22 protein-coding genes and 1 other RNA gene are annotated in these 22,540 nt (G+C 61.2%); 15 read left to right on the plus strand and 8 right to left on the minus strand.

Translation table 11 applies throughout. The features are described 5' to 3' along the window. Positions 1 to 76 precede the first annotated feature (76 nt). Positions 77 to 1,594, minus strand: coding sequence for a globin-coupled sensor protein (locus AC0JZ4_RS04905; protein WP_471885310.1), 1,518 nt, complete (start codon positions 1,592 to 1,594; stop codon positions 77 to 79). A gap of 241 nt (positions 1,595 to 1,835) precedes the next feature. Between AC0JZ4_RS04905 and recF the strand changes: the two genes are divergently transcribed. The 3 genes from recF to AC0JZ4_RS04920 all read left to right on the plus strand — a co-directional run bounded on the left by recF (position 1,836) and on the right by AC0JZ4_RS04920 (position 4,333). After that, on the plus strand, positions 1,836 to 2,966 hold the full coding sequence (gene recF, locus AC0JZ4_RS04910) for a DNA replication/repair protein RecF (protein ID WP_471885311.1): 1,131 nt from the start codon (positions 1,836 to 1,838) through the stop codon (positions 2,964 to 2,966). A gap of 114 nt (positions 2,967 to 3,080) precedes the next feature. Next, complete coding sequence (locus AC0JZ4_RS04915; protein WP_471885312.1) at positions 3,081 to 3,863, plus strand: molybdopterin-synthase adenylyltransferase MoeB; 783 nt, start codon at positions 3,081 to 3,083, stop codon at positions 3,861 to 3,863. After that, complete coding sequence (locus AC0JZ4_RS04920) at positions 3,863 to 4,333, plus strand: GNAT family N-acetyltransferase (protein ID WP_471887795.1); 471 nt, start codon at positions 3,863 to 3,865, stop codon at positions 4,331 to 4,333. The genes AC0JZ4_RS04915 and AC0JZ4_RS04920 overlap by 1 nt, the downstream gene beginning before the upstream one ends. Here AC0JZ4_RS04920 and AC0JZ4_RS04925 read toward each other — a convergent pair whose 3' ends face one another. Next, complete coding sequence (locus tag AC0JZ4_RS04925) at positions 4,334 to 5,338, minus strand: 2-hydroxyacid dehydrogenase (RefSeq protein WP_471885313.1); 1,005 nt, start codon at positions 5,336 to 5,338, stop codon at positions 4,334 to 4,336. A gap of 218 nt (positions 5,339 to 5,556) precedes the next feature. On the opposite strand from AC0JZ4_RS04925, the gene AC0JZ4_RS04930 reads away from it, so the two are divergent. Next, entirely contained in the window at positions 5,557 to 6,033 is a 477-nt protein-coding gene (locus AC0JZ4_RS04930; protein WP_471887796.1) for an SH3 domain-containing protein, read from the plus strand. On the opposite strand, the gene AC0JZ4_RS04935 is transcribed toward AC0JZ4_RS04930, so the two are convergent. Beyond that, on the minus strand, positions 6,026 to 7,018 hold the full coding sequence (locus AC0JZ4_RS04935) for an adenosine kinase (RefSeq protein ID WP_471885314.1): 993 nt from the start codon (positions 7,016 to 7,018) through the stop codon (positions 6,026 to 6,028). The two genes, AC0JZ4_RS04930 and AC0JZ4_RS04935, sit on opposite strands and share 8 nt — an antisense overlap. A 311-nt stretch (positions 7,019 to 7,329) precedes the next feature. Between AC0JZ4_RS04935 and AC0JZ4_RS04940 the strand changes: the two genes are divergently transcribed. Continuing rightward, positions 7,330 to 8,274 (plus strand): AEC family transporter, encoded by a 945-nt coding sequence (locus tag AC0JZ4_RS04940; protein WP_471885315.1) that lies wholly within the window; start codon positions 7,330 to 7,332, stop codon positions 8,272 to 8,274. Between the two features lie 72 nt (positions 8,275 to 8,346). Here AC0JZ4_RS04940 and AC0JZ4_RS04945 read toward each other — a convergent pair whose 3' ends face one another. After that, positions 8,347 to 8,922, minus strand: coding sequence for a c-type cytochrome (locus AC0JZ4_RS04945; RefSeq protein ID WP_471887797.1), 576 nt, complete (start codon positions 8,920 to 8,922; stop codon positions 8,347 to 8,349). A 182-nt stretch (positions 8,923 to 9,104) separates the two neighbouring features. Between AC0JZ4_RS04945 and AC0JZ4_RS04950 the strand changes: the two genes are divergently transcribed. Together AC0JZ4_RS04950 and AC0JZ4_RS04955 are read left to right on the plus strand one after the other, a co-directional pair. Further along, positions 9,105 to 9,863, plus strand: a complete 759-nt coding sequence (locus AC0JZ4_RS04950) for a 3-deoxy-manno-octulosonate cytidylyltransferase (RefSeq protein WP_471885316.1) — start codon at positions 9,105 to 9,107, stop codon at positions 9,861 to 9,863. 11 nt (positions 9,864 to 9,874) lie between these two features. Then, positions 9,875 to 10,738: a prephenate dehydratase gene (locus AC0JZ4_RS04955; protein ID WP_471885317.1), complete on the plus strand. Its 864-nt coding sequence runs from the start codon at positions 9,875 to 9,877 to the stop codon at positions 10,736 to 10,738. 16 nt (positions 10,739 to 10,754) lie between these two features. Here AC0JZ4_RS04955 and nudC read toward each other — a convergent pair whose 3' ends face one another. Both nudC and AC0JZ4_RS04965 read right to left on the minus strand, forming a co-directional pair. Further along, a complete protein-coding gene (gene nudC, locus AC0JZ4_RS04960; protein WP_471885318.1) occupies positions 10,755 to 11,714 on the minus strand; it encodes an NAD(+) diphosphatase in 960 nt (319 codons plus the stop codon). Further along, positions 11,711 to 12,136 (minus strand): HIT domain-containing protein, encoded by a 426-nt coding sequence (locus tag AC0JZ4_RS04965; RefSeq protein WP_471885319.1) that lies wholly within the window; start codon positions 12,134 to 12,136, stop codon positions 11,711 to 11,713. Before AC0JZ4_RS04965 ends, nudC begins: the two co-directional genes overlap by 4 nt. Before the next feature lie 80 nt (positions 12,137 to 12,216). On the opposite strand from AC0JZ4_RS04965, the gene ffs reads away from it, so the two are divergent. The 3 genes from ffs to AC0JZ4_RS04980 all read left to right on the plus strand — a co-directional run bounded on the left by ffs (position 12,217) and on the right by AC0JZ4_RS04980 (position 14,617). Next, positions 12,217 to 12,313, plus strand: an RNA gene (gene ffs / locus AC0JZ4_RS04970) — signal recognition particle sRNA small type. Between the two features lie 77 nt (positions 12,314 to 12,390). Beyond that, the gene (locus tag AC0JZ4_RS04975; protein ID WP_471885320.1) at positions 12,391 to 14,271 is read left to right on the plus strand and encodes a DNA polymerase III subunit gamma/tau; all 1,881 of its coding nucleotides are present in this window, start codon (positions 12,391 to 12,393) and stop codon (positions 14,269 to 14,271) included. A 22-nt stretch (positions 14,272 to 14,293) separates the two neighbouring features. Continuing rightward, positions 14,294 to 14,617: a YbaB/EbfC family nucleoid-associated protein gene (locus AC0JZ4_RS04980; protein WP_119942352.1), complete on the plus strand. Its 324-nt coding sequence runs from the start codon at positions 14,294 to 14,296 to the stop codon at positions 14,615 to 14,617. A gap of 72 nt (positions 14,618 to 14,689) precedes the next feature. On the opposite strand, the gene AC0JZ4_RS04985 is transcribed toward AC0JZ4_RS04980, so the two are convergent. Beyond that, positions 14,690 to 15,301, minus strand: coding sequence for a hypothetical protein (locus AC0JZ4_RS04985; protein ID WP_471885321.1), 612 nt, complete (start codon positions 15,299 to 15,301; stop codon positions 14,690 to 14,692). A 187-nt stretch (positions 15,302 to 15,488) separates the two neighbouring features. Here AC0JZ4_RS04985 and recR point away from each other — a divergent pair, with 187 nt between their 5' ends. Next, positions 15,489 to 16,094 (plus strand): recombination mediator RecR, encoded by a 606-nt coding sequence (recR, locus tag AC0JZ4_RS04990; protein ID WP_471885322.1) that lies wholly within the window; start codon positions 15,489 to 15,491, stop codon positions 16,092 to 16,094. 274 nt (positions 16,095 to 16,368) lie between these two features. Then, entirely contained in the window at positions 16,369 to 17,607 is a 1,239-nt protein-coding gene (locus AC0JZ4_RS04995; protein WP_471885323.1) for a lytic murein transglycosylase, read from the plus strand. A 27-nt stretch (positions 17,608 to 17,634) separates the two neighbouring features. Here AC0JZ4_RS04995 and AC0JZ4_RS05000 read toward each other — a convergent pair whose 3' ends face one another. After that, a complete protein-coding gene (locus AC0JZ4_RS05000; protein ID WP_471885324.1) occupies positions 17,635 to 19,284 on the minus strand; it encodes an MFS transporter in 1,650 nt (549 codons plus the stop codon). A 221-nt stretch (positions 19,285 to 19,505) separates the two neighbouring features. On the opposite strand from AC0JZ4_RS05000, the gene rimP reads away from it, so the two are divergent. The 3 genes from rimP to AC0JZ4_RS05015 all read left to right on the plus strand — a co-directional run bounded on the left by rimP (position 19,506) and on the right by AC0JZ4_RS05015 (position 22,474). Next, the gene (rimP, locus tag AC0JZ4_RS05005) at positions 19,506 to 20,099 is read left to right on the plus strand and encodes a ribosome maturation factor RimP (RefSeq protein WP_471885325.1); all 594 of its coding nucleotides are present in this window, start codon (positions 19,506 to 19,508) and stop codon (positions 20,097 to 20,099) included. Between the two features lie 69 nt (positions 20,100 to 20,168). Further along, positions 20,169 to 21,776 carry a transcription termination factor NusA gene (gene nusA / locus AC0JZ4_RS05010; protein ID WP_471885326.1) on the plus strand — a complete coding sequence of 536 codons (1,608 nt, stop codon included), beginning with the start codon at positions 20,169 to 20,171 and terminating at the stop codon, positions 21,774 to 21,776. Beyond that, positions 21,773 to 22,474: an RNA-binding protein gene (locus AC0JZ4_RS05015; protein WP_471885327.1), complete on the plus strand. Its 702-nt coding sequence runs from the start codon at positions 21,773 to 21,775 to the stop codon at positions 22,472 to 22,474. Before nusA ends, AC0JZ4_RS05015 begins: the two co-directional genes overlap by 4 nt. The last annotated feature ends 66 nt before the right edge of the window (positions 22,475 to 22,540 follow it).

Genomic DNA, 22,540 nt, shown 5'->3' on the forward strand with positions numbered 1-22,540 from the left:
TAGAGCGGTTTGCGCCGGAATGGAACCGGCGGCGGCGCTCAAGCCGCATCCGTCACTCAAGCGAGAAGACATTTGTTCAGGCGCGAAGCCTTTGGCGCTCCTCCCGAACCACCAGCGTGCCGGTCGTCCTGAACCGGGAAACCAGGGAGGCAAGCCGACCGCTGATGCCGACAAGGTTCTGGGCTGCGGCATTGGTCTCCTCCATCAGACCGGCATTCTGCTGGGTGGTCTGATCCATGGTGCGCACGGCGGCATTGATCTCGTCGACACCCGATGCCTGTTCCTGCGCCGACTGGGCGATGGCGTTGACATGGCCCTCGATCGACTGCACCCGGTCACCGATGCCGACCAGCGCATCGCCGGTGCGATTGACGAGATCGACGCCGCGCTGGACATCCGCCGAAGAGCGCTCGATCAGTTCCTTGATTTCCTTTGCCGCAGCGGCGGAGCGCTGGGCCAGCTCGCGTACTTCCTGTGCAACGACGGCAAAGCCCTTACCCTGCTCGCCGGCGCGGGCTGCCTCGACGCCCGCATTCAGCGCCAGCAGGTTCGTCTGGAAAGCGATCTCGTCAATGGCGCCGATGATCTGGGTCATCTTGCGCGATGACTGTTCGATATCGTCCATGGCGGCGATCGCTTCCTTGACCACATGGCCGGAACGCAGCGTTTCGGCGGAAGATTCGCGGACGATCGTCTGGACATCCCGCGTTCTGGACGCCGATTTCTGCGACAGCGCGGTGATCTGCTCGATCGCGGCAGCCGTTTCCTCCAGCGCCGACGCCTGCTGTTCGGTGCGCCTTGCTATATTATCCGACGCAGCCGAAATCCCCTCGACTTCATTGCGCAGCTGATCGACCGATTGGTTGATCTCGCCCATCGCCTTGTCGAGTGCGGAGACGGAGGAATTGTAGTCGACCTTCAGCCCGGCAAAATTCGGCGCAAGGTCCTGCCAGACTTCGGCGGTCAGATCGCCCGCCGCCAGGCCTTTCAGGGCATCTCTCAATGCGTCGAGCGCGCCATCCTGCTGGTGCTTGGCCTCCCGCTGGGCGGCCTCGACCTTTTGCCGTTCCTCGTTCAGCGCATCTAGATAGACGGAAATGGCGAAATCCATATCGACCATGGCCGCCTTGACGACCGCAGAAAGATGATCGGCGAGGATGGCAGCTTTCTTCTCCCGGAAGAAACCCTTCATTTCCTGTGCGATGACCGCCCGGATGATGCCGTCGAGAATGAGCGCATAACCGCCGATGTACCAGCGCGGCTCAAGACCCAGACGCGCATGCGTCTTGCCGATGGTGGAAACCGCGTCGACATAGTCACGCTCATAGCGGCCCGAAGAAATGACGTCCCAATGGCTGGCCTGCCGGCCCTTGGCATGATCGATATGCGCGTCGCTTGCGAAGAATTTGGCGGTATCCGGATGTACTTTCGCCTTCTTGTAGAAGGCATCCAGCGCCGGACCGATCGCCTGCCTGACCAGAGGCTGGACATTCGACAGGTGTCGACGCTCGGCCTCGCCGAGCCCGACGAAATCCAGGCGGTCGGCCAGTTCATGGTTTTGATTCTGAAGTGTCACGCTGATCTCCCCGCGCATCGCCGCAACCGTCGGAGGAGCGGATGGCATACTGTACGACAAGTTCTAGGCATGCGGATTTAACGACCTGTTAGATGTGCACCCTAGGTTTTCATTAATCATAACTTGTTGTCGGAAATCTAATTGAGCGATAAAGAATTCCAGGCCGCGACGTCAGGAAAAGCCAGGCTTCTCGCACGGAAGCTTGCGTTTCGCCGCCCAAATCCTTAGCTCCATTGCCAACGGAAACCTGCGATTCTCGATGGCGCAAAAAACCTCACTCTCTCGTCTGAAGCTTACCGACTTCCGCAACCATGCGGCGGTTTCGCTTGCGCTTGACGGGCGACATGTGGTGCTGACGGGTGAAAACGGTGCCGGCAAGACGAACCTGATGGAGGCGATCTCCTTTCTATCGCCGGGACGCGGGTTCAGGCGAGCGGTGCTGACCGACGTCACGCGCGTCGGAGCAGATGGCGGCTTCACCATTTTTGCCGATCTCGACGGCATGGACGGAGAGGTTGCGATCGGCACCGGCATAGAACCCGGCGAAGGCGACAGCGTCAGCCGCAAGGTACGCCTCAACGGCACGCCGGCGAAATCCACCGAGGAGCTTTCCGACCACCTGAACGTATTATGGCTGACGCCGTCCATGGACGGGCTGTTCACCGGTTCCTCATCGGATCGGCGGCGGTTTCTCGACCGCCTCGTGCTGTCGCTCGACCCGGCCCATGGGCGTCGGGCGAGCGATTTCGAGCGCACCATGCGCAACCGTAACAAGCTGCTTTCGGAAGGCCGGTTCGATCAGGCCTGGCTGACCGCGATCGAAACGCAGATGGCGGAACTCGGCATCGCCATGGCCGCTGCACGGCATGAAATGCTGGGATTGCTGCAATCGCTTTCCACCAACTCGCAGGAAACGCCGTTTCCGACGCCGCTGCTTTCGCTCGAGGGCTTCATGGATGGAGGCATGGACCGGCCGGCGGCAGACCTCGAAGACGACTATCTGGAGATGCTGCGCAACGGGCGGGGGCGTGATTCAGCGGCCGGCCGGACGCTGGAAGGGCCGCATCGCGCCGATCTTCTGGTACGTCACCGCGAGAAGGATATAGAGGCATCCCGCTGTTCGACCGGCGAACAGAAGGCGCTCCTGATCGGACTGATCCTTGCCCATGCGCGACTGACGGCCGACATGACCGGCTATGCGCCGATCCTGCTGCTTGACGAAATTGCCGCACATCTCGACGAGGGACGGCGGGCAACGCTGTTTGATCTCGTCGACGGGCTCGGCGGGCAGGCCTTCATGACCGGCACCGACCGCTCGATGTTTTCCGCGCTCGGCGACAGGGCACAGTTCTTTACCGTCTCGAACGGCAGCGTGACGGAAGGCGCATGATCGTGTCTCACGCTTATTTCGCGCAACGGGTAGTGCTCCAAAGCTCTGATTTCGCGCGATCCCGGACGCAAAACCGGTTCCCGGTTTTGCTGGAACTGCTCTAGGATGACGGCCATGGAAAAGCAGACTGGAATGCCCCTGACCGGCGACGAAATCGAACGTTACAAGCGCCATATCCTGCTGCCGGAGATCGGCGGCGCCGGCCAGCAGAAGATGAAGGATGCCCGCGTTCTTGTCATCGGCGCCGGCGGGCTTGGTGCTCCAGTGCTCGAATATCTGGCAGCAGCAGGCATCGGCACGATCGGCATCGTCGATGACGACCGGGTATCGCTCTCCAACCTACAGCGTCAGGTCATCCACGATTCCGGCACGATCGGCGAGATGAAGACGAGAAGTGCGCGTGAAAAGATCGCGCGGCTGAACCCGCATGTCAGGGTGGTGGATTTCGAGGAACGATTTTCCGAGGAATGGTCGGCGCGGCACCTGCGGCGCTTCGATCTTCTGGTCGACGGATCGGACAATTTCGACACCCGCTATGCGGCAGCGGATGCGGCAGAGGCGGTCAGAATGCCGCTGGTGAGCGGCGCCGTCGGCCGCTTCGACGGCTCGCTGACAGTGCTCAAGCCCTATGAGGCCCACGCAGACGGAACATTCAATCCCGGCTATCGCGATCTCTTTCCCGAAAAGCCGCCGGAAGGGCTGATTCCGGCTTGCGCCGAGACCGGCGTCGTCGGTGCATTGACCGGCGTCATCGGCACATTGATGGCCATGGAGGTGATCAAGCTCGTGACCGGCATCGGCGAGCCTCTGGTCGGCAGGCTGATGCTCTACGATGCGCTTTCGGCACGGTTCGACACGATCAAGTACAAGCGCCGAGCAAAGGCAGACAGCGAATGATCGAGGTTACCAGGATCGATGCCGGCTTCGGCCGTTGGGACGACTTGCTTGCGCTCATCCTCTCCTCCTTCGCCTATATGGACGACAGGATCGACCCGCCGTCTTCCGCCCATCGGCTGTCGCTTGCCTCGCTTGCGCAGAAGACTATGGACGAGATTGCATTCGTGGCGGTCGAAGACGAGAAGCTGATCGGTTGCGTGTTTCTGAAGCCGGAAGTCGATTGCCTCTATGTCGGCAAGCTTGCCGTTGCGCCAGCCCAGCAGGGCAAGGGTCTCGGACAGCGGTTCATGGCACTGGCCGAAGAGGTCGCCACCGAATTGCAGCTGCCGGCACTGAGGCTCGAGACCCGTATCGAGCTCGTCGGCAACCACACGACGTTCAGCCGATGGGGATTTCACCGGACGGCGGAAAAATCCCATCCGGGCTTCGACCGGGTGACCTTCATCGAAATGCGGAAAGTCCTCGCCTGATCAGTTGCGTCCGGGAAGAACCCGGTTGGGCGGACGGTGACCGTCGAAGAAGGCGCGGATGTTGATGATCACCTTGTCGCCCATATCGATGCGACCTTCTATCGTCGCCGAGCCCATATGCGGCAGAAGCACGACCTTGCCCTGGTTGGCGAGTTTCACGAGCTTCGGATTGACCGCCGGTTCGTTCTGATAGACGTCGAGGCCGGCACCGGCGATCTTGTCCTCCTGCAGAAGCTTGATCATCGCCACTTCGTCTATGATGTCGCCACGAGCGGTGTTGACGATGATCGAACCTGGCTGCATCAGCGCCAGACGCCGGGCCGACAGAAGGTGGAAGGTCGCGGGCGTCGACGGGCAATTGACCGAGACGATATCGACGCGCGCCAGCATCTGGTCGAGGCTGTCCCAATAGGTCGCCTCCAGCTCTTCTTCGGTTGCCGGGTTGGCGGGTTTGCGATTGTGATAGTGGATCGACAGGCCGAATGCCTTGGCGCGGCGGGCGACGGCCGAGCCGATGCGCCCCATGCCGATAATGCCGATACGCTTGCCCCAGATGCGGCGGCCGAGCATCCATGTCGGGCTCCAGCCCGCCCATTCGCCGGGATTGTCGGTCAGCACCCGCGAGCCTTCCGCCAGCCTGCGATTGACGGCGAGGATCAGTGCCATCGTCATGTCGGCCGTGTCTTCGGTCAGCACGTTCGGCGTGTTGGTGACGGTAATGCCCTTTTCCGCGGCGGCATCGACATCGATGTGATCGGTGCCGTTGGAAAAGCCGGCGATCAGTTTCATCTGCGGCCCGGCGCACCCAAGAAGTTCCGCATCGATGCGATCGGTCACCGTCGGCACCAGAACGTCGGCAGACTGCATGGCCGCCATCAGCTCCTCGCGGGATCTGGGGCGGTCATCGACATTGAGTTCGGCATCGAACAGTTCCCGCATGCGGGTCTCGACGGCATCCGGCAATTTTCGGGTGATATAAACCTTCGGTCTTTTCTTCGCAGTCATCATTCAACACCGCAATTTTAGCAGGTCGTTAACCATGTCGCGCGATAGTGAGCCTATCCTTGGGCGTTCTACCAGACCCGCGGGCGAAGACAAACAAAACCTCGCGGCATTCTGGACAAGAAAACCCTGGATCGTCAGCCAGGATCCTTGCCATGCGCCCATCAGCCCTACTCGTTCTTGCCGCAATCTCCTTCCCGACCGTTGCCGCACTTTCGGCAATGGCGCCGGTTTACGCCCAGGGCGCAGCCAAGGGGGCAAGCGGCCTGCCGCTGCCGCGCTTCGCCAGCCTGAAATCGCAGAAGGTCAATATCCGCATCGGCCCAAGCACCGATTATGCGGTGTCCTGGATGTATACCAAAGCCGGCATTCCCATGGAAATCATTCAGGAATACGACAACTGGCGCCGCGTGCGTGATGCGGACGGCACCGAGGGCTGGGTCAACCAGGCTCTGCTTTCCGGCGACCGCACCGCCGTCGCCGCACCATGGATGCGCGGCAAGGGGCAGGACATCTACGTCAACATGCGCCGCGACCCGCAGAGTTCAGGCGCCGTCGTCGCCAAGCTTCAGCCGGGCGTGCAGCTGAAGGTGAGCGAATGCAACGGCGACTGGTGCCATGCGGAAACGAAGGGCACCGAGGGCTGGGTCGCCCAAGGTGAAGTCTGGGGCGTCTATCCCGGCGAAGCCTTCAAATAAGGCCGGCTTCGGAAGCCGCGTCCTTCAGCGAGATTGCCGGCCGCGGGCCGATCTGCTGGATGACGATGGCAGCCGAGAGGCAACCGAGCTTGCCGCAGTCTTCGAGTGAACGGCCCTGCGTATAGCCATAAAGGAAGCCGGAGGCGAAGAGATCGCCGGCACCGGTCGTATCGACCAGTTCTTCGATCGCAAAGGCATCGATCTTTACCCGCTCCTTGCCGCGCACGATGACCGCGCCCTCTTCCGAGAGCGTGATGGCCGCAAGCTTGCAGTCGACCGCGATCTTGCCGAGCGCAAGTTCGAAATCTTCCGTTTCGTAAAGCGAGAGCAATTCCTGCTTGTTGGCGAAAACGATGTCGACCGTGCCGGATGTCATCAGGTCGAGGAACTCGGCGCGATAGCGACCGACACAGAAGGGGTCGGAGAGCGTCATCGACACTTCGCGGCCATGCTGATGGGCGATGCGGGCGGCATCGCGGATGGCTTCCTTGGCCCGCGGCGGATCCCAGAGGTAGCCTTCGAAATAGGTGACCTTGGCTTCCGCGACGACCTCTTGCTCGACATGCTCCGGGCCAAGCTCGACGCAGGCGCCGAGATAGGTGTTCATCGAGCGTTCGCCATCCGGCGTCACGAAGATCATCGAGCGTGCAGTCGGCGGGTTCTGGCCTTCCGGCTTCGTCTGATAATGTACGCCCTGCGCGCGAATATCGTGCTGAAAAATCTGGCCGAGCTGATCTTCCGCCACCTTGCCGAAATAGGCGGCCTTGCCGCCGAGGCTTGCGATGCCGGCTGCCGTATTGCCTGCAGAGCCGCCGGAAGCTTCGACGGCCGGTCCCATCTTCGAGTAAAGAAGCTCGGCGCGCTCGGCATCGATCAGGTTCATCGCGCCCTTGATAATTGCATTCTCTTCGAGAAAGGCGTCATCGCAGCGGGCGAGAATATCGACAATCGCATTGCCAATGGTCAGCACGTCGAACTTGGGCATAGTCAGTCTTGGTCCTTTTGCTTTCGGGCGTGCGCCATGGGTAGTGGCCTTTGGCCTTGAAGGAAAGCGAAATGTCCTTGATCGAAAGGCACTTTTCGCGCCTATCCGTCATGCTGGCGTCATGATCATCACCTAATCAAAGCGCATCCGGCTTTGTTGGTCGTCACGGATGTACTGGCGTCCGACTGCCGGATGCCTTTGGGGTAGGCATACCCAAATCCAGCATAAGATCAGGGCACTGTTGCATATCGCGCATTTGTCGGCTGCTGTGATATGCGATAGACGCACGGGACAAACATTAAGGTCTCACCGTGTCTACAGTCTTTGCCAACGTCCTTCCCGTCTTCCTGCTCATTCTCATTGGCTGGCTGATTGCCAGATCAGGTCTTCTGAAGGCGGAGACCGGCGATGCGCTGGGTGAGTTCGTCTTCAAGATCGCCGTGCCGATGCTGATCTTCAGGACGCTGGCGACGGCACATTTCGAAGGCGTTTCGCCTTTCCGTCTCTGGACGGCCTATTTCATCGGAGTCGCGATAACCTGGACGGTCGGCCATCTCATCACCGTTCGCGTCTTCAAGCGCGATGCGAAGGTCGGAGTGATCGCCGGCATGTCGGCGAGTTTCGCCAACAACGTCTTCATCGGCCTGCCGCTGGTTTCCCATATCGTCGGCCAGGACGGTCTTGTCGCCCTCTCGATCCTGCTCGCCATCCATCTGCCGATCATGATGATCGTCGGCACAATCCTGATGGAAGGCGCCTCGGCCAAGGTCGACGGAACGGCGTCGCGGGGGCTGACCAGCGTTCTGAAACAGGTCGGCTCGAACCTTGTCCGCAATCCGCTCGTCATCGCCCTGACATGCGGCCTGATCGTCAACCTGTCCGGCCTTTCGATGAACGCCCCGATAGAGCGCGTCGTCAACCAGATAGCGGACGCCGCAAGTCCTGCGGCGCTCATCTCCATCGGCATGGCTTTGACGCGTTACCCGATCAAGGGCGACCTCGGCCTGTCGAGCAGTGCCGCCGTGCTCAAGCTTCTGATGATGCCGGCCTTCGTCTTCGCCGCCAGCAAGATGCTCGACCTTCGACCCGACTGGACCGCGGCGCTCGTCCTGACGTCCTCCGTCCCGACGGGCATCAATGCCTGGCTGATTGCACAGCGGTTCCGTTCGGGCCAGAGCCTTGCGGCATCGGTCATCGGCATCACAACTGCTTTCGGCGTCGCATCCGTCAGTCTCTGGGCGTGGCTGCTTTCCTGATCGTTGTCAGAAGCTGGATACGAAAACGCCCGGTCATGCCGGGCGTTTTGCTGTGAACACTTGTTCTGGCTATCAGTTGGTCGCCGGGGCCGGAGCATCGGCCGGCGGCAACGGCACCGGGCTATCGGCCTGCTCTCTTATATAAGCGAGGAGGTTGGCGCGCTCCTGATCGTTCTTCAGGCCGGCAAAGCCCATGGCAGTGCCTTTGACATAGGCCTTGGGCGCCATCAGGAAGTGGTTGAGGTGTTCGAAAGTCCAGGTTTCCTGGCCGCCTTTCGAAAACTCCTTCATGCCCGCCGAATAGGAAAAGCCCTCATGGGTGCCGATCGGACGGTTGACGAGGCCCCAGAGGTCGGGACCAACCTTGTTGGGCCCTCCCTTCTCAATGGAGTGACAGCTTTGACACTTCTTGAACGCAGCCGCGCCGGCGCTGGCATCGGCACTGGCAAGAAGTACACCTACGGGAACCGCCGCAGGCGCCGCGGCCGCAGCACCGCCTGCCGCCGGTTCTTCGGCCGCGACAATGGCAAAGCCTTCCTTTTCCGGAACAGGCGAATGAAAGATCCCCTCTGAGGCGATCGAAACGGACATCATGACAAAAACAGTGGCGAGAAGAGCGCCGACGGACATATTGATATAAGGATTCATTATTAAGGCTCCTTCCCAGCCCATTTGCCGTGACCCGCGGCCGGTCCTCCCCAACCACAGGTACACACAGACATCTTGCAATCCCGCGAAAGCTATGTCTTTTGCCAAGTCCTTGCAACTCGAAACCAAGTGCAGCGCATGAGACCTTTTGACACCCTTGACGCTGAGACAGAAGGCCTTTGATGACGAGCGCCGCCTCCGACAAAACTCTGGTGATGATCCCCGCCCGCATGGCGTCCACCCGCCTGCCGGGCAAGCCGCTTGCCGATATCGCCGGCCTGCCGATGATCGTGCAGGTGGCAAGGCGCGCCGAGGAAGCGAAGGTCGGGCGGATTGTGGTTGCAGTCGACGACGCTGAGGTTTTCGACGTGGTGAAGGCCGCCGGCTTTGACGTGGTCATGACCCGCCACGACCACCAGTCCGGCTCCGACCGCATCTACGAGGCGCTGACCAAGGCGGACCCCGAGGGCAAGGTCGAATTCGTCATCAACGTCCAGGGCGACCTGCCGACGATCGAGCCGGAGGCGGTACGCGCCTCGCTTCGCCCGCTCATCGACAACGCCTCTACCGATATCGCGACGCTGACCGTCGAAATCACCGACGAACACGAGAAGACCAACCCGAACGTCGTCAAGATCGTCGGCTCCCCCTTGTCGGATACGCGCCTTAAGGCGCTCTATTTCACGCGCGCCACCGCGCCCCATGGCGCAGGCCCGCTCTATCACCATATCGGTCTTTATGCGTATCGCCGTGCGGCACTGGAGAAGTTCGTGACGCTCGGCCCGTCGGTGCTGGAGAAGCGCGAAAGCCTGGAGCAGCTCAGGGCGCTCGAGGCCGGCATGCGGATCGATGCGGAGATCGTCAGATCGGTGCCGCTCGGCGTCGATACGCCGGCCGATCTCGAAAAGGCCCGCGCCATCCTTTCCTCCCGCCAGTCGTAACGGATATTCCCATGACCACGCCGACCAATCGCATCGCCTTCCAGGGTGACTATGGTGCAAATTCCGACATGGCTTGCCGCGACATGTTTCCGGATATGGAGCCGCTGCCCTGCGCGACGTTCGAAGATGCCTTCCAGGCACTCGAGAGCGGCGAAGCGGATCTGGCGATGATCCCGATCGAGAACACGATCGCCGGACGCGTGGCCGATATCCATTATCTGCTGCCGGAATCGCGCCTGCATATCATCGGCGAATATTTCATGCCGATCCGTTTTCAGCTGATGGTCCTGCCGGGCGTTGGCCATGACGAGATCCGCACCGTGCACAGCCATATCCACGCGCTCGGCCAGTGCCGCAAGATCATCCGCTCGAACGGCTGGAAAGCCGTGGTGGCCGGCGACACGGCAGGGGCCGCCAAGATGGTGGCCGAGAAGGGTGATCGCTCGATGGCAGCGCTCGCGCCGCGGCTCGCCGCCGATCTCTACAGGCTCGATATCCTTGCCGAGAATGTCGAGGATACCGAGAACAACGTGACCCGTTTCGTCATTCTTTCGCGCGACGAGAAATGGGTGCAGCGCAACGACGCCGACGACGTCATCGTAACGACGTTCGTGTTCAATGTCCGCAACATTCCGGCGGCGCTCTACAAGGCGATGGGCGGGTTTGCGACGAATGGCATCAACATGACGAAGCTCGAAAGCTACCAGCTCGGCGGCAAGTTCGTGGCAACGCAGTTCTATGCCGATATCGAAGGCCACCCGGACGATGCGCCAGTGCGACGGGCACTGGAAGAACTGCGCTTCTTCTCCGAAAAAGTCCGCATCCTCGGGTCCTACAAGGGCCACCCGATGCGTGGAACGTTCCAGACCAGCTGAGTGACGACCGGCAGCATCAAAGCTGCCAGTCCACCCAATCCTTCATCAAACGATAGGCGATGGCGCCCCTGGCCGGGCCGAATGGTTTCACATCCGGGCCGGCGTCCAGCATGGCGCTCACTTCAGCGCGGGTGAACCAGCGGACGTCCGACATTTCCTGTTCGTCGATCGTGATCTGCGTCGAGACCGCCTCCGCGTAACAGCCGATCATCAGCGAATGCGGCATCGGCCAGGGCTGCGAGGCGTGATAGCGGACGCGGCCGAGGACAATCCCGGATTCTTCGACGGTCTCGCGGCGCACGGCGCTTTCGATCGTCTCACCCGGTTCGACGAAGCCGGCGAGACAGGAATACATGCCTTCCTGAAAGTGATGGCTGCGACCCAACAGGCATCGGTCATTCTCGACATCCACCGTCAGCATGATGACCACCGGATCGGTACGCGGGAACATCATGTGCTGGCACTGCGTGCAAACCCGCTTGTAGCCGCCGAGCTTCGTCTCTGTCGGCGCGCCACACTTGCCGCAGAAGCGATTGGCGCCGTTCCAGGCCAGCAAGGACAGAGCCTGGGCGACCTCGCCCTGCAACTCGCCGTCGATCAGCGCTTCACGATAGAGCGCACGCGCATCGGTCGCCTTGTACTGGCTCGCCAGAGCCTCTGCTTCGACTTGAAGCGGCACAGCAATCCGGGGCTCGCCGGTATCGCGGTAGCCGAGCAGCACGGCATTGTCGAAATCCGGCTTCATTTCGCCCAGTTCATAGGCCGCAAACAGCGGATCGAGGATCTGGCCGTCGTGCTTGAGGATGAGCCTGGAGCCGGCGAAGGCGAGGATATGCGTGCCTTCGATCGCCAGCGCCTGTTCGACACAATCGTCCTGCCGATATTCCGCCCGCCGATCCAGCGCGTTTGCGGCAAAGGCTGTCAGGCTGCTCGGTTCGGGATGCGGCGCATCGATCGCGAAAAGGTCTTTGGTCATGAGGTGAGATTTTCCGTTAGCCGGGCAACGAGCGCTTGGCGGTTTGACTGGTCATAGGGCTCCGCGCGGCCAAAACCCCAGATCGGACCGGGCCAGTTCGGATCGCCTTCGAAGCGCGCGACGATATGGATATGCAGCTGGCGAACGATATTGCCAATCGCCGCGACATTGATCTTCTCGGCGCCGGTCGCCTTCTTCAGCGCCTCGGCAACCATGTTGGTCTCGAAGGTCAGCATGGTCTGGTCGAGCGGCGTCAGATCGAAAACCTCGCTCATGCCGTTACGCTGCGGAACCAGCATGAACCAGGGCCAGCGGCTGTCCTTCATCATCCGCAACTGACAAAGCCCGAGCCGGGCGACCAACTCGGTATCGCCGGCAAGCCGCGCATCCAGTTCAAATTCGCTCAAGTGCTCCTCCGGCATTTTGTTGGTCATTGTCGTTGAAGATAGTTTTTTACAGTGTTGGCTTGCATTTGGAAGCGTTATTGCCGATATGTGCGGCGGGAGGTTGGTGGTGGACGAGCCACTCGCCAACTGGGTCAGGTCCGGAAGGAAGCAGCCCTAACGAGCCCGGCACGGGTCGCCGTGCCAGCCTCCCACCTTCTCATCTTGGTCAGCACCCGGTCCGGTCAAGCGACCGCCTGCCGGAATGGCCCTATCAGGCTGGCAGGACTTATATGAGCGACACCGGGGCCCCATCGACAAGCAACCCAGCCGCAGCCGGCAGCTACAGGGTGCTGGCACGCAAATATCGCCCCAAGGATTTTTCGGACCTGATGGTCGGCCAGGAGCCGATGGTTCGTACGCTGACCAATGCGTTCGAGACAGGCCGTATCGCCCAGGCCTACATGCTGACCGGCGTGCGCGGCGTCGGCAAGACGACAACAGCCCGCATTCTGGCTCGCGCACTCAATTACAGGACGCCCGAGATCGATCGCCCGACGATCGATCTGCGTGAGCCCGGCGAGCATTGCCAGGCGATCATGGAAGGCCGCCATGTCGATGTGATCGAGATGGACGCCGCCTCGCATACGGGTATCGACGACATTCGTGAGATCATCGAGCAGGTGCGCTATCGCCCGGTTTCGGCGCGCTACAAGGTCTATATCATCGACGAAGTGCACATGCTCTCGACGCAGGCCTTCAATGGCCTGTTGAAGACGCTCGAAGAGCCGCCGGAACATGTGAAATTCATCTTTGCGACGACGGAAATCCGCAAGGTTCCGATCACTGTACTCTCCCGCTGCCAGCGGTTCGACCTTCGCCGCATCAGCGCCGCCGATCTCGTCGGCCTGTTTTCGACCATCCTCGAAAAGGAAGGCATTCCGGCCGAGCAGGAAGCGCTGGCGATGATCGCCCGCGCCGCCGAAGGCTCCGCCCGTGACGGGTTGTCGCTGCTCGACCAGTCGATCGCCCATGGCGGCGGCAGCGTGCATGCCGACACCGTGCGCGGGATGCTGGGGCTTGCCGATCGCGCTCGCATCGTCGATCTGTTCGAACATATCGTGAAGGGCGACGTGACCGCGGCACTGTCGGAATTCGCCGCGCAATACGAAGCCGGTGCAAATCCCGTCGTGGTGCTGACCGACCTTGCCGATTTCACCCATCTCGTCACCCGCTTCAAATTCATTCCCGATGCCGCCGACGATCCTTCGCTGAGCGAGGTGGAACGCGTAAGGGGGCGTGAATTTTCCGAAACGGTGGCTGTCAGTGCGCTGTCGCGTATCTGGCAGATGCTTTTGAAGGGCATTCCCGAAGCAGAGGGTTCCTCGCGACCGGCGGGTGCGGCCGAGATGGTTCTGATCCGGCTTGCACATGCCTCCTCCCTGCCCTCGCCGGAAGATGCCGCACGCCGGCTTGCCGATTTCGCCAATGGCGACGGTTCCGCGAGCGGGATGACGAATGGCAATGGCAGCGGGCGCGGCGCTCCCATGGGACAGGGTCCCCAGGCTTCCATCGCCGCACGCGGAATGGAAATGGGCGGGCAGCGCATGCCGTCGGGCGGTCCGACCGCGATGCTGAGGGCGGTCCCCAACACGGCACCGCGCGAAATGCCGGTTGGCCGCATCGAGGAACGCGCAGCCGAGAAGCCCGAACCATCGGTCGCCGTGCGCTCGATGCACGACATCGTCGATCTCTGCACCAAGAACCGCGATGCCCGACTGAAGGCGCTTGTGCGCAATTTCGTCCGGCTGGTGAAGATCGAGCCCGGCCGCCTCGATATCCGCATGACGGATGGTGGCCCCGGCACGCTGCCGGGTGAACTTGGCGTCAAGCTGAAGGAATGGACCGGCATCCACTGGATCGTTTCGCTCAGCAACGAGCCGGGCGAGCCGACGCTGGTCGAGGCGGATGCCAATGCCCGCGAAGCGCGGCTGACCGATGCGCGTTCCGACCCTGATGTGATGGCCATCCTTTCGCAGTTTCCAGGTGCCAAGATTACCGACGTGCGCATACGCGCCTCGGAAGACGACAACGACCTGGAAGACGCGCCGGCACCGGCAATCGCGGAGTCCGAAGAGGGCGACATCGTGCCCGGCGACGACATTGAACTATAAGCGAGAAGAAAGGGAATAACCGATGCGCGACATCATGGGCATGATGGGCAAGGTCAAGGAAATGCAGGCCAAGATGGAGAAGATGCAGGCGGATATCGCCGCTCTCGAAGTCGAAGGCACGGCCGGCGGCGGCCTCGTGACCGTCAAGATGAACGGCAAGGGCGAGATGCTCGGTCTCAAGCTCGATCCGTCGCTGTTCAAGGAAGACGATGTCGAGATCCTCGAAGACCTGATCGTCGCCGCCCACAAGTCGGCCAAGGACCGGGCCGAACAGATCACCGCCGAGAAGACCAAGGAGCTGACCGCCGGCCTGCCGATTCCGCCCGGCATGAAGCTGCCGTTCTAACTAACTCAATCAGAGAGGGGCAGGCCCGGCTGGTCGCCCCTCCTTTTCCTGCACCGATATTACGTCAGCGATTCAGAAATTATACCTGACACCCAACACGTTGGCATTCGATCCGCCATGCATGTCGCCAAGCGTACCCCAAGCGCCCGAGCGATGGTGGAGACGCCAGAAGACTTCCAGTTCCGGGCGCGACACAGTGCTGAAGCTTATTTCCGGCCCCAGATAGAACAGCGTGCTCGCATCGCCATCGCGCTCAAGCTCCTGGCGACGTTCACGGCCCGCATGGGTATCCGTCACATGGCTCAGGCCGAAGGTGAAGGACGGGATGATGCGCACGGTATTGGCGATCTCGATCGCATCGTAGCGACCAACGACGCCGCCCCAGATCTCGGCATCCGAGCTTTTACCGAACCGGCCGGCAATGCCTGCCTCAAACCCCAATTTCACATCGCCGATGCTGTAGGGGAAGATCTGGTAGCCGAACCCGAAGATCGGGCTTCCCTCGTAATTCGAGCCGAACGGATTGGCCGAATCGAACATGTCCTCATCGACCATGCCACCGCCGAAGCCGAAAACGGATTGCTCGAGAGCCGTCTCTTCCGCTGATGCCTTGTCTGCCGATGCGAGCGGCAAAGCCACGGCAGCGGGAAAAACGGCAACGAGAAAACGGACTACAAAACGCATACGATGCTCCGATCAGCAATTACTTAAGCGGTATAGTGCTGCAAATGGAAACAGCCACCTAACCATATATCACGCCTTCGTGATGTCGCATGTACGCATCTGGTCATAAAGGCAATCATATCGGCGGGCCCCGAAGCTTCGCGTTTTGATCGTTTCCGTTTGGTCGGGAGATGGGCTATGGGACGGTATGGCAAAGCGAGTCACCGGCCCCGAAATCGAAAAACTCATCCAGCTTCTGGCGAAGGTTCCGGGCCTCGGCCCGCGATCGGCGCGCCGGGCGGCGCTGCATTTGATCAAGAAGAAAGACCAGCTGCTTGGGCCGCTTTCCCACGCCATGGGCGAGGCCTACGACAAGGTGAAAATCTGCTCGCGCTGCGGCAATGTCGATACATCCGACCCCTGCACCGTCTGCACCGATATCCGCCGCGATCATTCGATGCTGATCATCTGCGAAGACGTTTCCGATCTCTGGGCACTGGAGCGGACCGGCGCGATGAATGCCGCCTATCACGTGCTCGGCGGCACACTTTCGCCGCTCGACGGCGTCGGGCCGGACGATCTCAACATTCGCTCGCTGGTCGACCGTGTCAGCGAGGGAACGGTGAAGGAGATCATCATCGCGGTGAATGCCACCGTCGAAGGGCAGACAACCGCACACTATATTACCGACCAGCTGTCCGATTTCGACATCAAGATTACCCGTTTGGCGCATGGCGTGCCGGTGGGCGGCGAACTCGATTATCTCGACGAGGGCACGCTGACGGCCGCCCTTCGGGCACGAACGACGATCTAGGGTCAAAACTCAGTCAGGATAGCGGTTCTGTTGGCGACGATGGGATTGAATGTAAGGAAGCAAGCGCAAGGCAAGACCCGAAGGTCTTGTCGAGCATTGTTTGCGATCAGGCGGCCCATGATCGCCAATCCTTCGGACACGCTGTATTTTGTGCCTGCGGGCGTCGGGAAGGTTTGAAAATGATGAGTATTTCCGGCACCTTCCCTCCTTCTCAGGCACAAAATACAGCTTGCATAACCACTATCCTGATTGAGTTTTGACCCTAGGAGGACATATGCGAAAGACATTCCTTGCACTGGCGACCTTCGCATCCCTCCTACCCTTCACCGCCGCCGCACAAAACAGGCCGGATGTCGAAAAGCAGTTCCAGCGATGGATCGCTTCCGATCTTGGCCCCGAGGCCCGGAAGGCGGGCGTCTCGGCCCGCACGATCGATGCTGCATTCAACGGCGTGACGCTGAACTGGGACCTGCCGGATCTCCTGCCGCCCGGCTCCAAGCCGCCTAAAAGCCAGGACCAGAGCCAGGCCGAATTTTCATCGCCCGGCGCCTATTTCTCCGAAAAGCGGCTACAGGGCCTTGCCGCGACCGGCCGCAGCCTTGCGGCCACCCATGCCTCGACGCTGAAACGGATCGAGGCCGCCTATGGCGTGCCCGGGGAAATCATCGTGGCGATCTGGGGCCGCGAATCGGGGTTTGGCCGCGCCAAACTCCCCTATTCCGCCGTCGAGGTGCTGGCGACCAAGGCCTTTATGTCGACCCGCAAGCCGATGTTCCGCGAAGAACTGATCGCCGCACTGAAAATGATCGAGCGCGGCGATGTCAGCGCGGCCGCGATGAAGGGCTCCTGGGCCGGCGCTCTCGGCCAGCCGCAGTTCATGCCGACGAGCTACCTGAAATACGCCGTCGATTTCGACCGGGACGGGCATCCGGACATCTGGAATTCCGTGCCGGATTCTCTGGCGTCGATTGCCCATTACCTGCAGCAGGAAGGCTGGAGGCAAGGCCGCGACTGGGGTTTCGAGGTTTCGATCCCGGCCAATGTGAGCTGCGCGCAGGAAGGGCCGGACCTTGCCAGGCCGATTTCCAGCTGGGCTTCTACCGGCATTACCCGTGTCTCAGGCAAGGGCTTTCCACCATCTGAACTGCGGGCGGACGGGATGATGCTCGTTCCGGCCGGACGGCACGGGCCGGAATTCATCGTCACGCCGAATTTCTATGTGCTGAAGCAATACAACAATTCCGACCTCTACGCGCTGTTCATCGGTAACCTCGCCGATCGCATCGCCTATGGCGGCGGTGCATTCCAAGCGAGCTGGGGCGATGTCGGCCGGATGCTGCGGTCGGATGTGCTGGCCATGCAGAAGGCGCTGGTCGCGAAGGGCTATGACGTCGGAACCGTCGACGGCCTTGCCGGGTTCAAGACCCGCCGCTCGCTGGGCGACTGGCAGGCCAAGGCCGGAGTGACGCCGACATGCTTTCCGGATGCGTCGCTCAAGGGGAAGATAAGGTAGGGCTGTCGCCAGTTCGCTTTTTGAAGATCAATGCAGATCGACGTGATGCTTGTGGAAGATATCGCTCTTGGGCGGGATCGTCTGGCGTTCGATCATGCGGTGGACGCGCGGTCCCTCCTCCCCCTTGTGCAGTGTTCGGATCGCATCCCATATTTCGGCATCGATCTGCAGCCTGCGCCGGTTGTGACGAACATAATCGGCCCATGTGGCGGTATGATAGGTCTCCGTCCAGATGCCGGGATGCTCCAGATCGCGCATCAATGCCCATTGGCGCGCACCGTCGCGAATGCGCACCCGTCTGCGGCGCGCCATCAGCGTGAGAAACTCGGGAATATCTTCTTCTGAAATTTCATAATCGATCTGCAGCACGATCGGTCCGCTGCGCGGCTGCAGATCCAGGCGCAGCATCGGCTCGTTGAAACGGTTGAGCGGGCTGAGATCGACATCGGCGAATTGCGGCAAGGGCGAACGCAGGCCCGCCGCAGCCCCGGCCAGCATGGCAAGGCTTGCAAGGCTCAGGGATACCGAGACCCCCATGTGCTCCGCCGCAAGGCCCCAGATCCAGCTGCCGACGGCGATGCCGCCGAAGGTTGCCGTCTGATAGAAGGACAGGGCACGGCCGACAACCCAGCGCGGCGCCGACAGCTGCACGGTGGTGTTGAACAGCGACAGCGCCAGCACCCAGCAGGCACCAGGGATCAGAAGCACCAGGGCAGTCAGAGCCGTGTCGTTGCTGAGCGCGATGACGGCCGAGCTTGCGGCAAAGCCGGTGAACGACAGACGAACTATCGCCTCGCTCGACAGCATTTCGCGCAGCCTCGCATTGGACATGGCTCCCGCGATGGCGCCCAGACCGAAGGCGCCGAGCATGACGCCATAGGTCAACGGGCCGCCGGTAACGAGGTCGCGCGCGACAATCGGCAGAAGCGCCAGAATGGCGCTTGCCGACAGACCGAAAAGCATGCCGCGACAGAGCACATTGAGAATGGTCGGCGACATGGAGACATAGCCGAGGCCGGCCGACAGAGCCCGAAACAGCGTTTCACGCGGCAGCGTATCGTCGCGACGTTCGGGCTTCCAGCGCAGGAGCGCGTACATCAGCGCCACGTAGCTTGCGGCATTGACTGCAAAGGCCGCCGCCGCGCCTGCCGCGGCAACGATGGCGCCGCCGATGGCCGGGCCGACGCTGCGGGTAATGTTGAAACCGACGCTGTTCAGCGTCACCGCCTGCGGCAACATTTCCCGTGAGACGATGTCTCCTACTGAGGCCTGCCAGGACGGATTGTTGAGCGCCACACCACAGCCGAGCAGGAAGGTGAACAGCAGAAGAAGCCAAGGCGTGAGCAGATCCAGATAGGCAAAGACGGTCAGCGCGATCGACACGATCAGCATGAAGGCCTGCGCCGTCAGCATCAGACTGCGACGGTTGAAATTGTCGGCCAGCGCCCCGGCAACCAGCGAGAACAGCATGATCGGCAGCGCGGTCGATGCCTGGACAAGCGCAACCATGTCCTGCGAGGTGGAGATCGATGTCATCATCCAGGCGGCGCCTACGGCCTGGATCAGACCACCGAAATTCGATGCGAGACTTGCAATCCAGATCGTGCGGAAGGTCTCGTTCTTGAAAGGCGCGAGTGTGGCTATTCTCTCCGGCACGAACTGGCTCTTACGTTGCATCTGCGGATTTCGACTTCCATTAGGGTTATAGAGGTCGGCGCGCTTAATTCCAGCGGCAGTGGCGGGAAATGTGCAAGCCTTGCAATTGCCTGCCCGAAGGCGTATATGCAGCCCATATTCTTGATCGTCCGATGAAGAGTGGGCCCTCCCGGACCCGCTCTTTTTTGTTAGGCGATCACTTCAACCCGCGCCATCCAAGCGGGCATTGAACCGGAGAGCTTATGCAGCAGACAGACCACGAGCCGCGTCTCATCGTCGAGACTGGTCTCGACCTGAGGGTCGCCGAAATCATCGAGCCGGTATTGACCGCAATGGAGTTCCGGCTGGTCCGGGTTCGCATGCTGAACCAGAACGGCATGACCCTGCAGATCATGGCCGAGCGCAATGACGGCACCATGGATGTCGATGGTTGCGAAGCCGTGTCCATGGCCATCTCACCGGTTCTTGATGTGGAAGATCCGATCGATCGGGAGTATCATCTCGAGGTCTCCTCGCCTGGCATCGACCGTCCGATGGTGCGCAAGTCGGACTTTTCCCGCTGGCAGGGGCATCTCTTGAAATGCGAGACGTCGATCATCATCGACAACCGCAAGCGGTTCCGCGGCAAGATCGTCGATGTAACCGAAGATGGCTTTACGATCGAGCGCGATCAGGTTGCCTATGGCGAAGAGCCGAGCGTAACGATCCCGTTCTCGGCACTGGCCGAGGGCAAGCTGATCCTGACGGACGATCTGATCCGCGACGCGCTGAGGGCCGACAAGCTTGCCAAGCAGGCGGCGAACCAGAACGGCGACGAAGAAGCAGACGACGAATAACCGACCAACACACTGGCCATTCCCGAGGAGGAAGGGCCTAAAGACTTGGACCTACGGAGACCAACGACAATGGCAGTGAGCGCAAACCGGCTTGAACTTCTGCAGATCGCAGATGCTGTGGCCCGCGAAAAGGTCATCGACCGCGAGATCGTGCTGGCTGCGATGGCAGACGCCATCCAGAAGGCCGCGCGTTCGCGCTACGGCTCGGAAACCAATATTCGCGCCGACATCAATTCCAAGACCGGCGAAATCCGCCTGCAGCGTCTTCTGGAAGTTGTCGAAGTCGCCGAGGATTACGGCACCCAGATTCCGCTGACACTGGCCCGCGACCGCAACGTCGACGCCAAGATCGGCGACTTCATCGCCGACCCGCTGCCGCCGATGGACTTTGGCCGTATCGCTGCGCAGTCGGCCAAGCAGGTCATCGTGCAGAAGGTGCGCGAAGCCGAGCGTGACCGCCAGTTCGACGAGTTCAAGGACCGTATGGGCGAAATCGTCAACGGTACCGTCAAGCGCGTCGAGTACGGCAATGTCATCGTCGATCTGGGCCGTGGCGAAGGCATCATCCGTCGCGACGAGATGATCCCGCGCGAAAACATGCGCTACGGCGACCGCGTCCGTGCCTACGTCTACGACGTACGCCGCGAGCAGCGCGGCCCGCAGATTTTCCTGTCGCGTACGCATCCGCAGTTCATGGTGAAGCTGTTCACCATGGAAGTTCCGGAAATCTACGACGGCATCATCCAGATCAAGTCGGTTGCCCGTGACCCGGGTTCGCGCGCCAAGATCGCCGTCATCTCGAACGATTCGTCGATCGATCCGGTCGGTGCCTGCGTCGGTATGCGCGGTTCCCGCGTTCAGGCCGTCGTCGGCGAACTGCAGGGCGAAAAGATCGACATCATCCCGTGGAGCCAGGATCCGGCTTCGTTCATCGTCAACGCCCTGCAGCCGGCTGAAGTCGCCAAGGTCGTTCTCGACGAAGACGCGGAACGCATCGAAGTCGTGGTTCCGGACGAGCAGCTGTCGCTGGCCATCGGCCGCCGCGGCCAGAACGTCCGCCTCGCATCGCAGCTGACCGGCTGGGATATCGACATCATGACGGAAGCCGAAGAGTCGGAGCGCCGCCAGAAGGAATTCAACGAGCGCACCAACCTGTTCATGGAAGCGCTGGACGTCGATGAGATGGTCGGCCAGGTGCTGGCTTCGGAAGGCTTCGCGCAGGTCGAGGAACTGGCCTATACCGAACTCGACGAAATCTCGTCGATCGACGGCTTCGACGAAGACACCGCGACCGAGATCCAGACCCGCGCGCGCGAATACCTGGAGCGTATCGAGGCTGAAAACGATGCAAAGCGCGTCGAACTCGGCGTCCAGGACGAGCTGAAGCAGATCGAAGGCCTCACAGCACAGATGCTGGTCGCGCTCGGCGAAGAAGGCATCAAGACAGTCGAGGACTTCGCCGGCTGCGCCGCCGACGATCTGGTCGGCTGGTCGGAACGCAAGGACGGCGAGACCAAGAAGTTCGAAGGCACGTTCTCGAAATTCGACGTTTCCCGCGTCGAGGCCGAGAACATGATCGTGCAGGCGCGTCTTCTCGCCGGCTGGATCACCGAGGCAGATCTCGCCACGGAAGAAACCGAGACCGAGGAGGAGGCTGCTGCCGCCGATCAGGAATGATCGCGGCGGGCAACCAGACGGATGGCGCGGATGCGTTTGACGATCAGTGGCCGGACGATTTCGTCGTGAACGACCGCACCTGCATCGTCACGCGCGAGGCGTCCAGCCCGGACGCCTTGATCCGGTTCGTGCGCGCTCCCGACGGGAGCGTCGTACCGGACCTGAAGCGCCAGCTGCCCGGACGGGGCTGCTGGGTGCGGGCGGAACGGCAGCTTGTCGAGCGCGCGGTCAAGAAGCAGCTGTTTGCGCGGGCGCTGAAAAGCGACGCGAAGGCGGCGGTCGATCTTGGCGATCTCGTCGACCGGCTGCTGGTCAAGGATATGACCGGGATGATGAACATGGCCCGCAAGGCAGGCCAGTTCGTAACCGGCGCGATGAAGGTCGATGCCGCGGTGCGCTCCGGCGCAGTTGTCGGCGTCTTCCATGCCTCCGACGCGGCTGCGGACGGAATTCGAAAAATCGACCAGGCCAAAAAGGCCTGGAAGCTTGGCACCGGTGCCGAGGAAGACATTCCGTCGTTTTTGCTGCTGACAGGCAGCGAATTGGACGAAGTGATGGGCGAGAATGCTTTTATCCATGCCTGCGCGCTTGCAGGGCAGGCGGGTGAGGGTGTAGTGAAGCGCGCAAACCTACTTGAGCAGTACCGTAAAGGCGGTCTGCCCCAGACAAAGGGTGTCTTTGACATGCCTAAACCATGACGCTGTCACCGGCTGTAGCCGGACGCAGATCGATTTGTACGACTTGAACGACAGGTTCTGATGGCT

The organism is [Rhizobium] kunmingense (genome assembly GCF_977018605.1).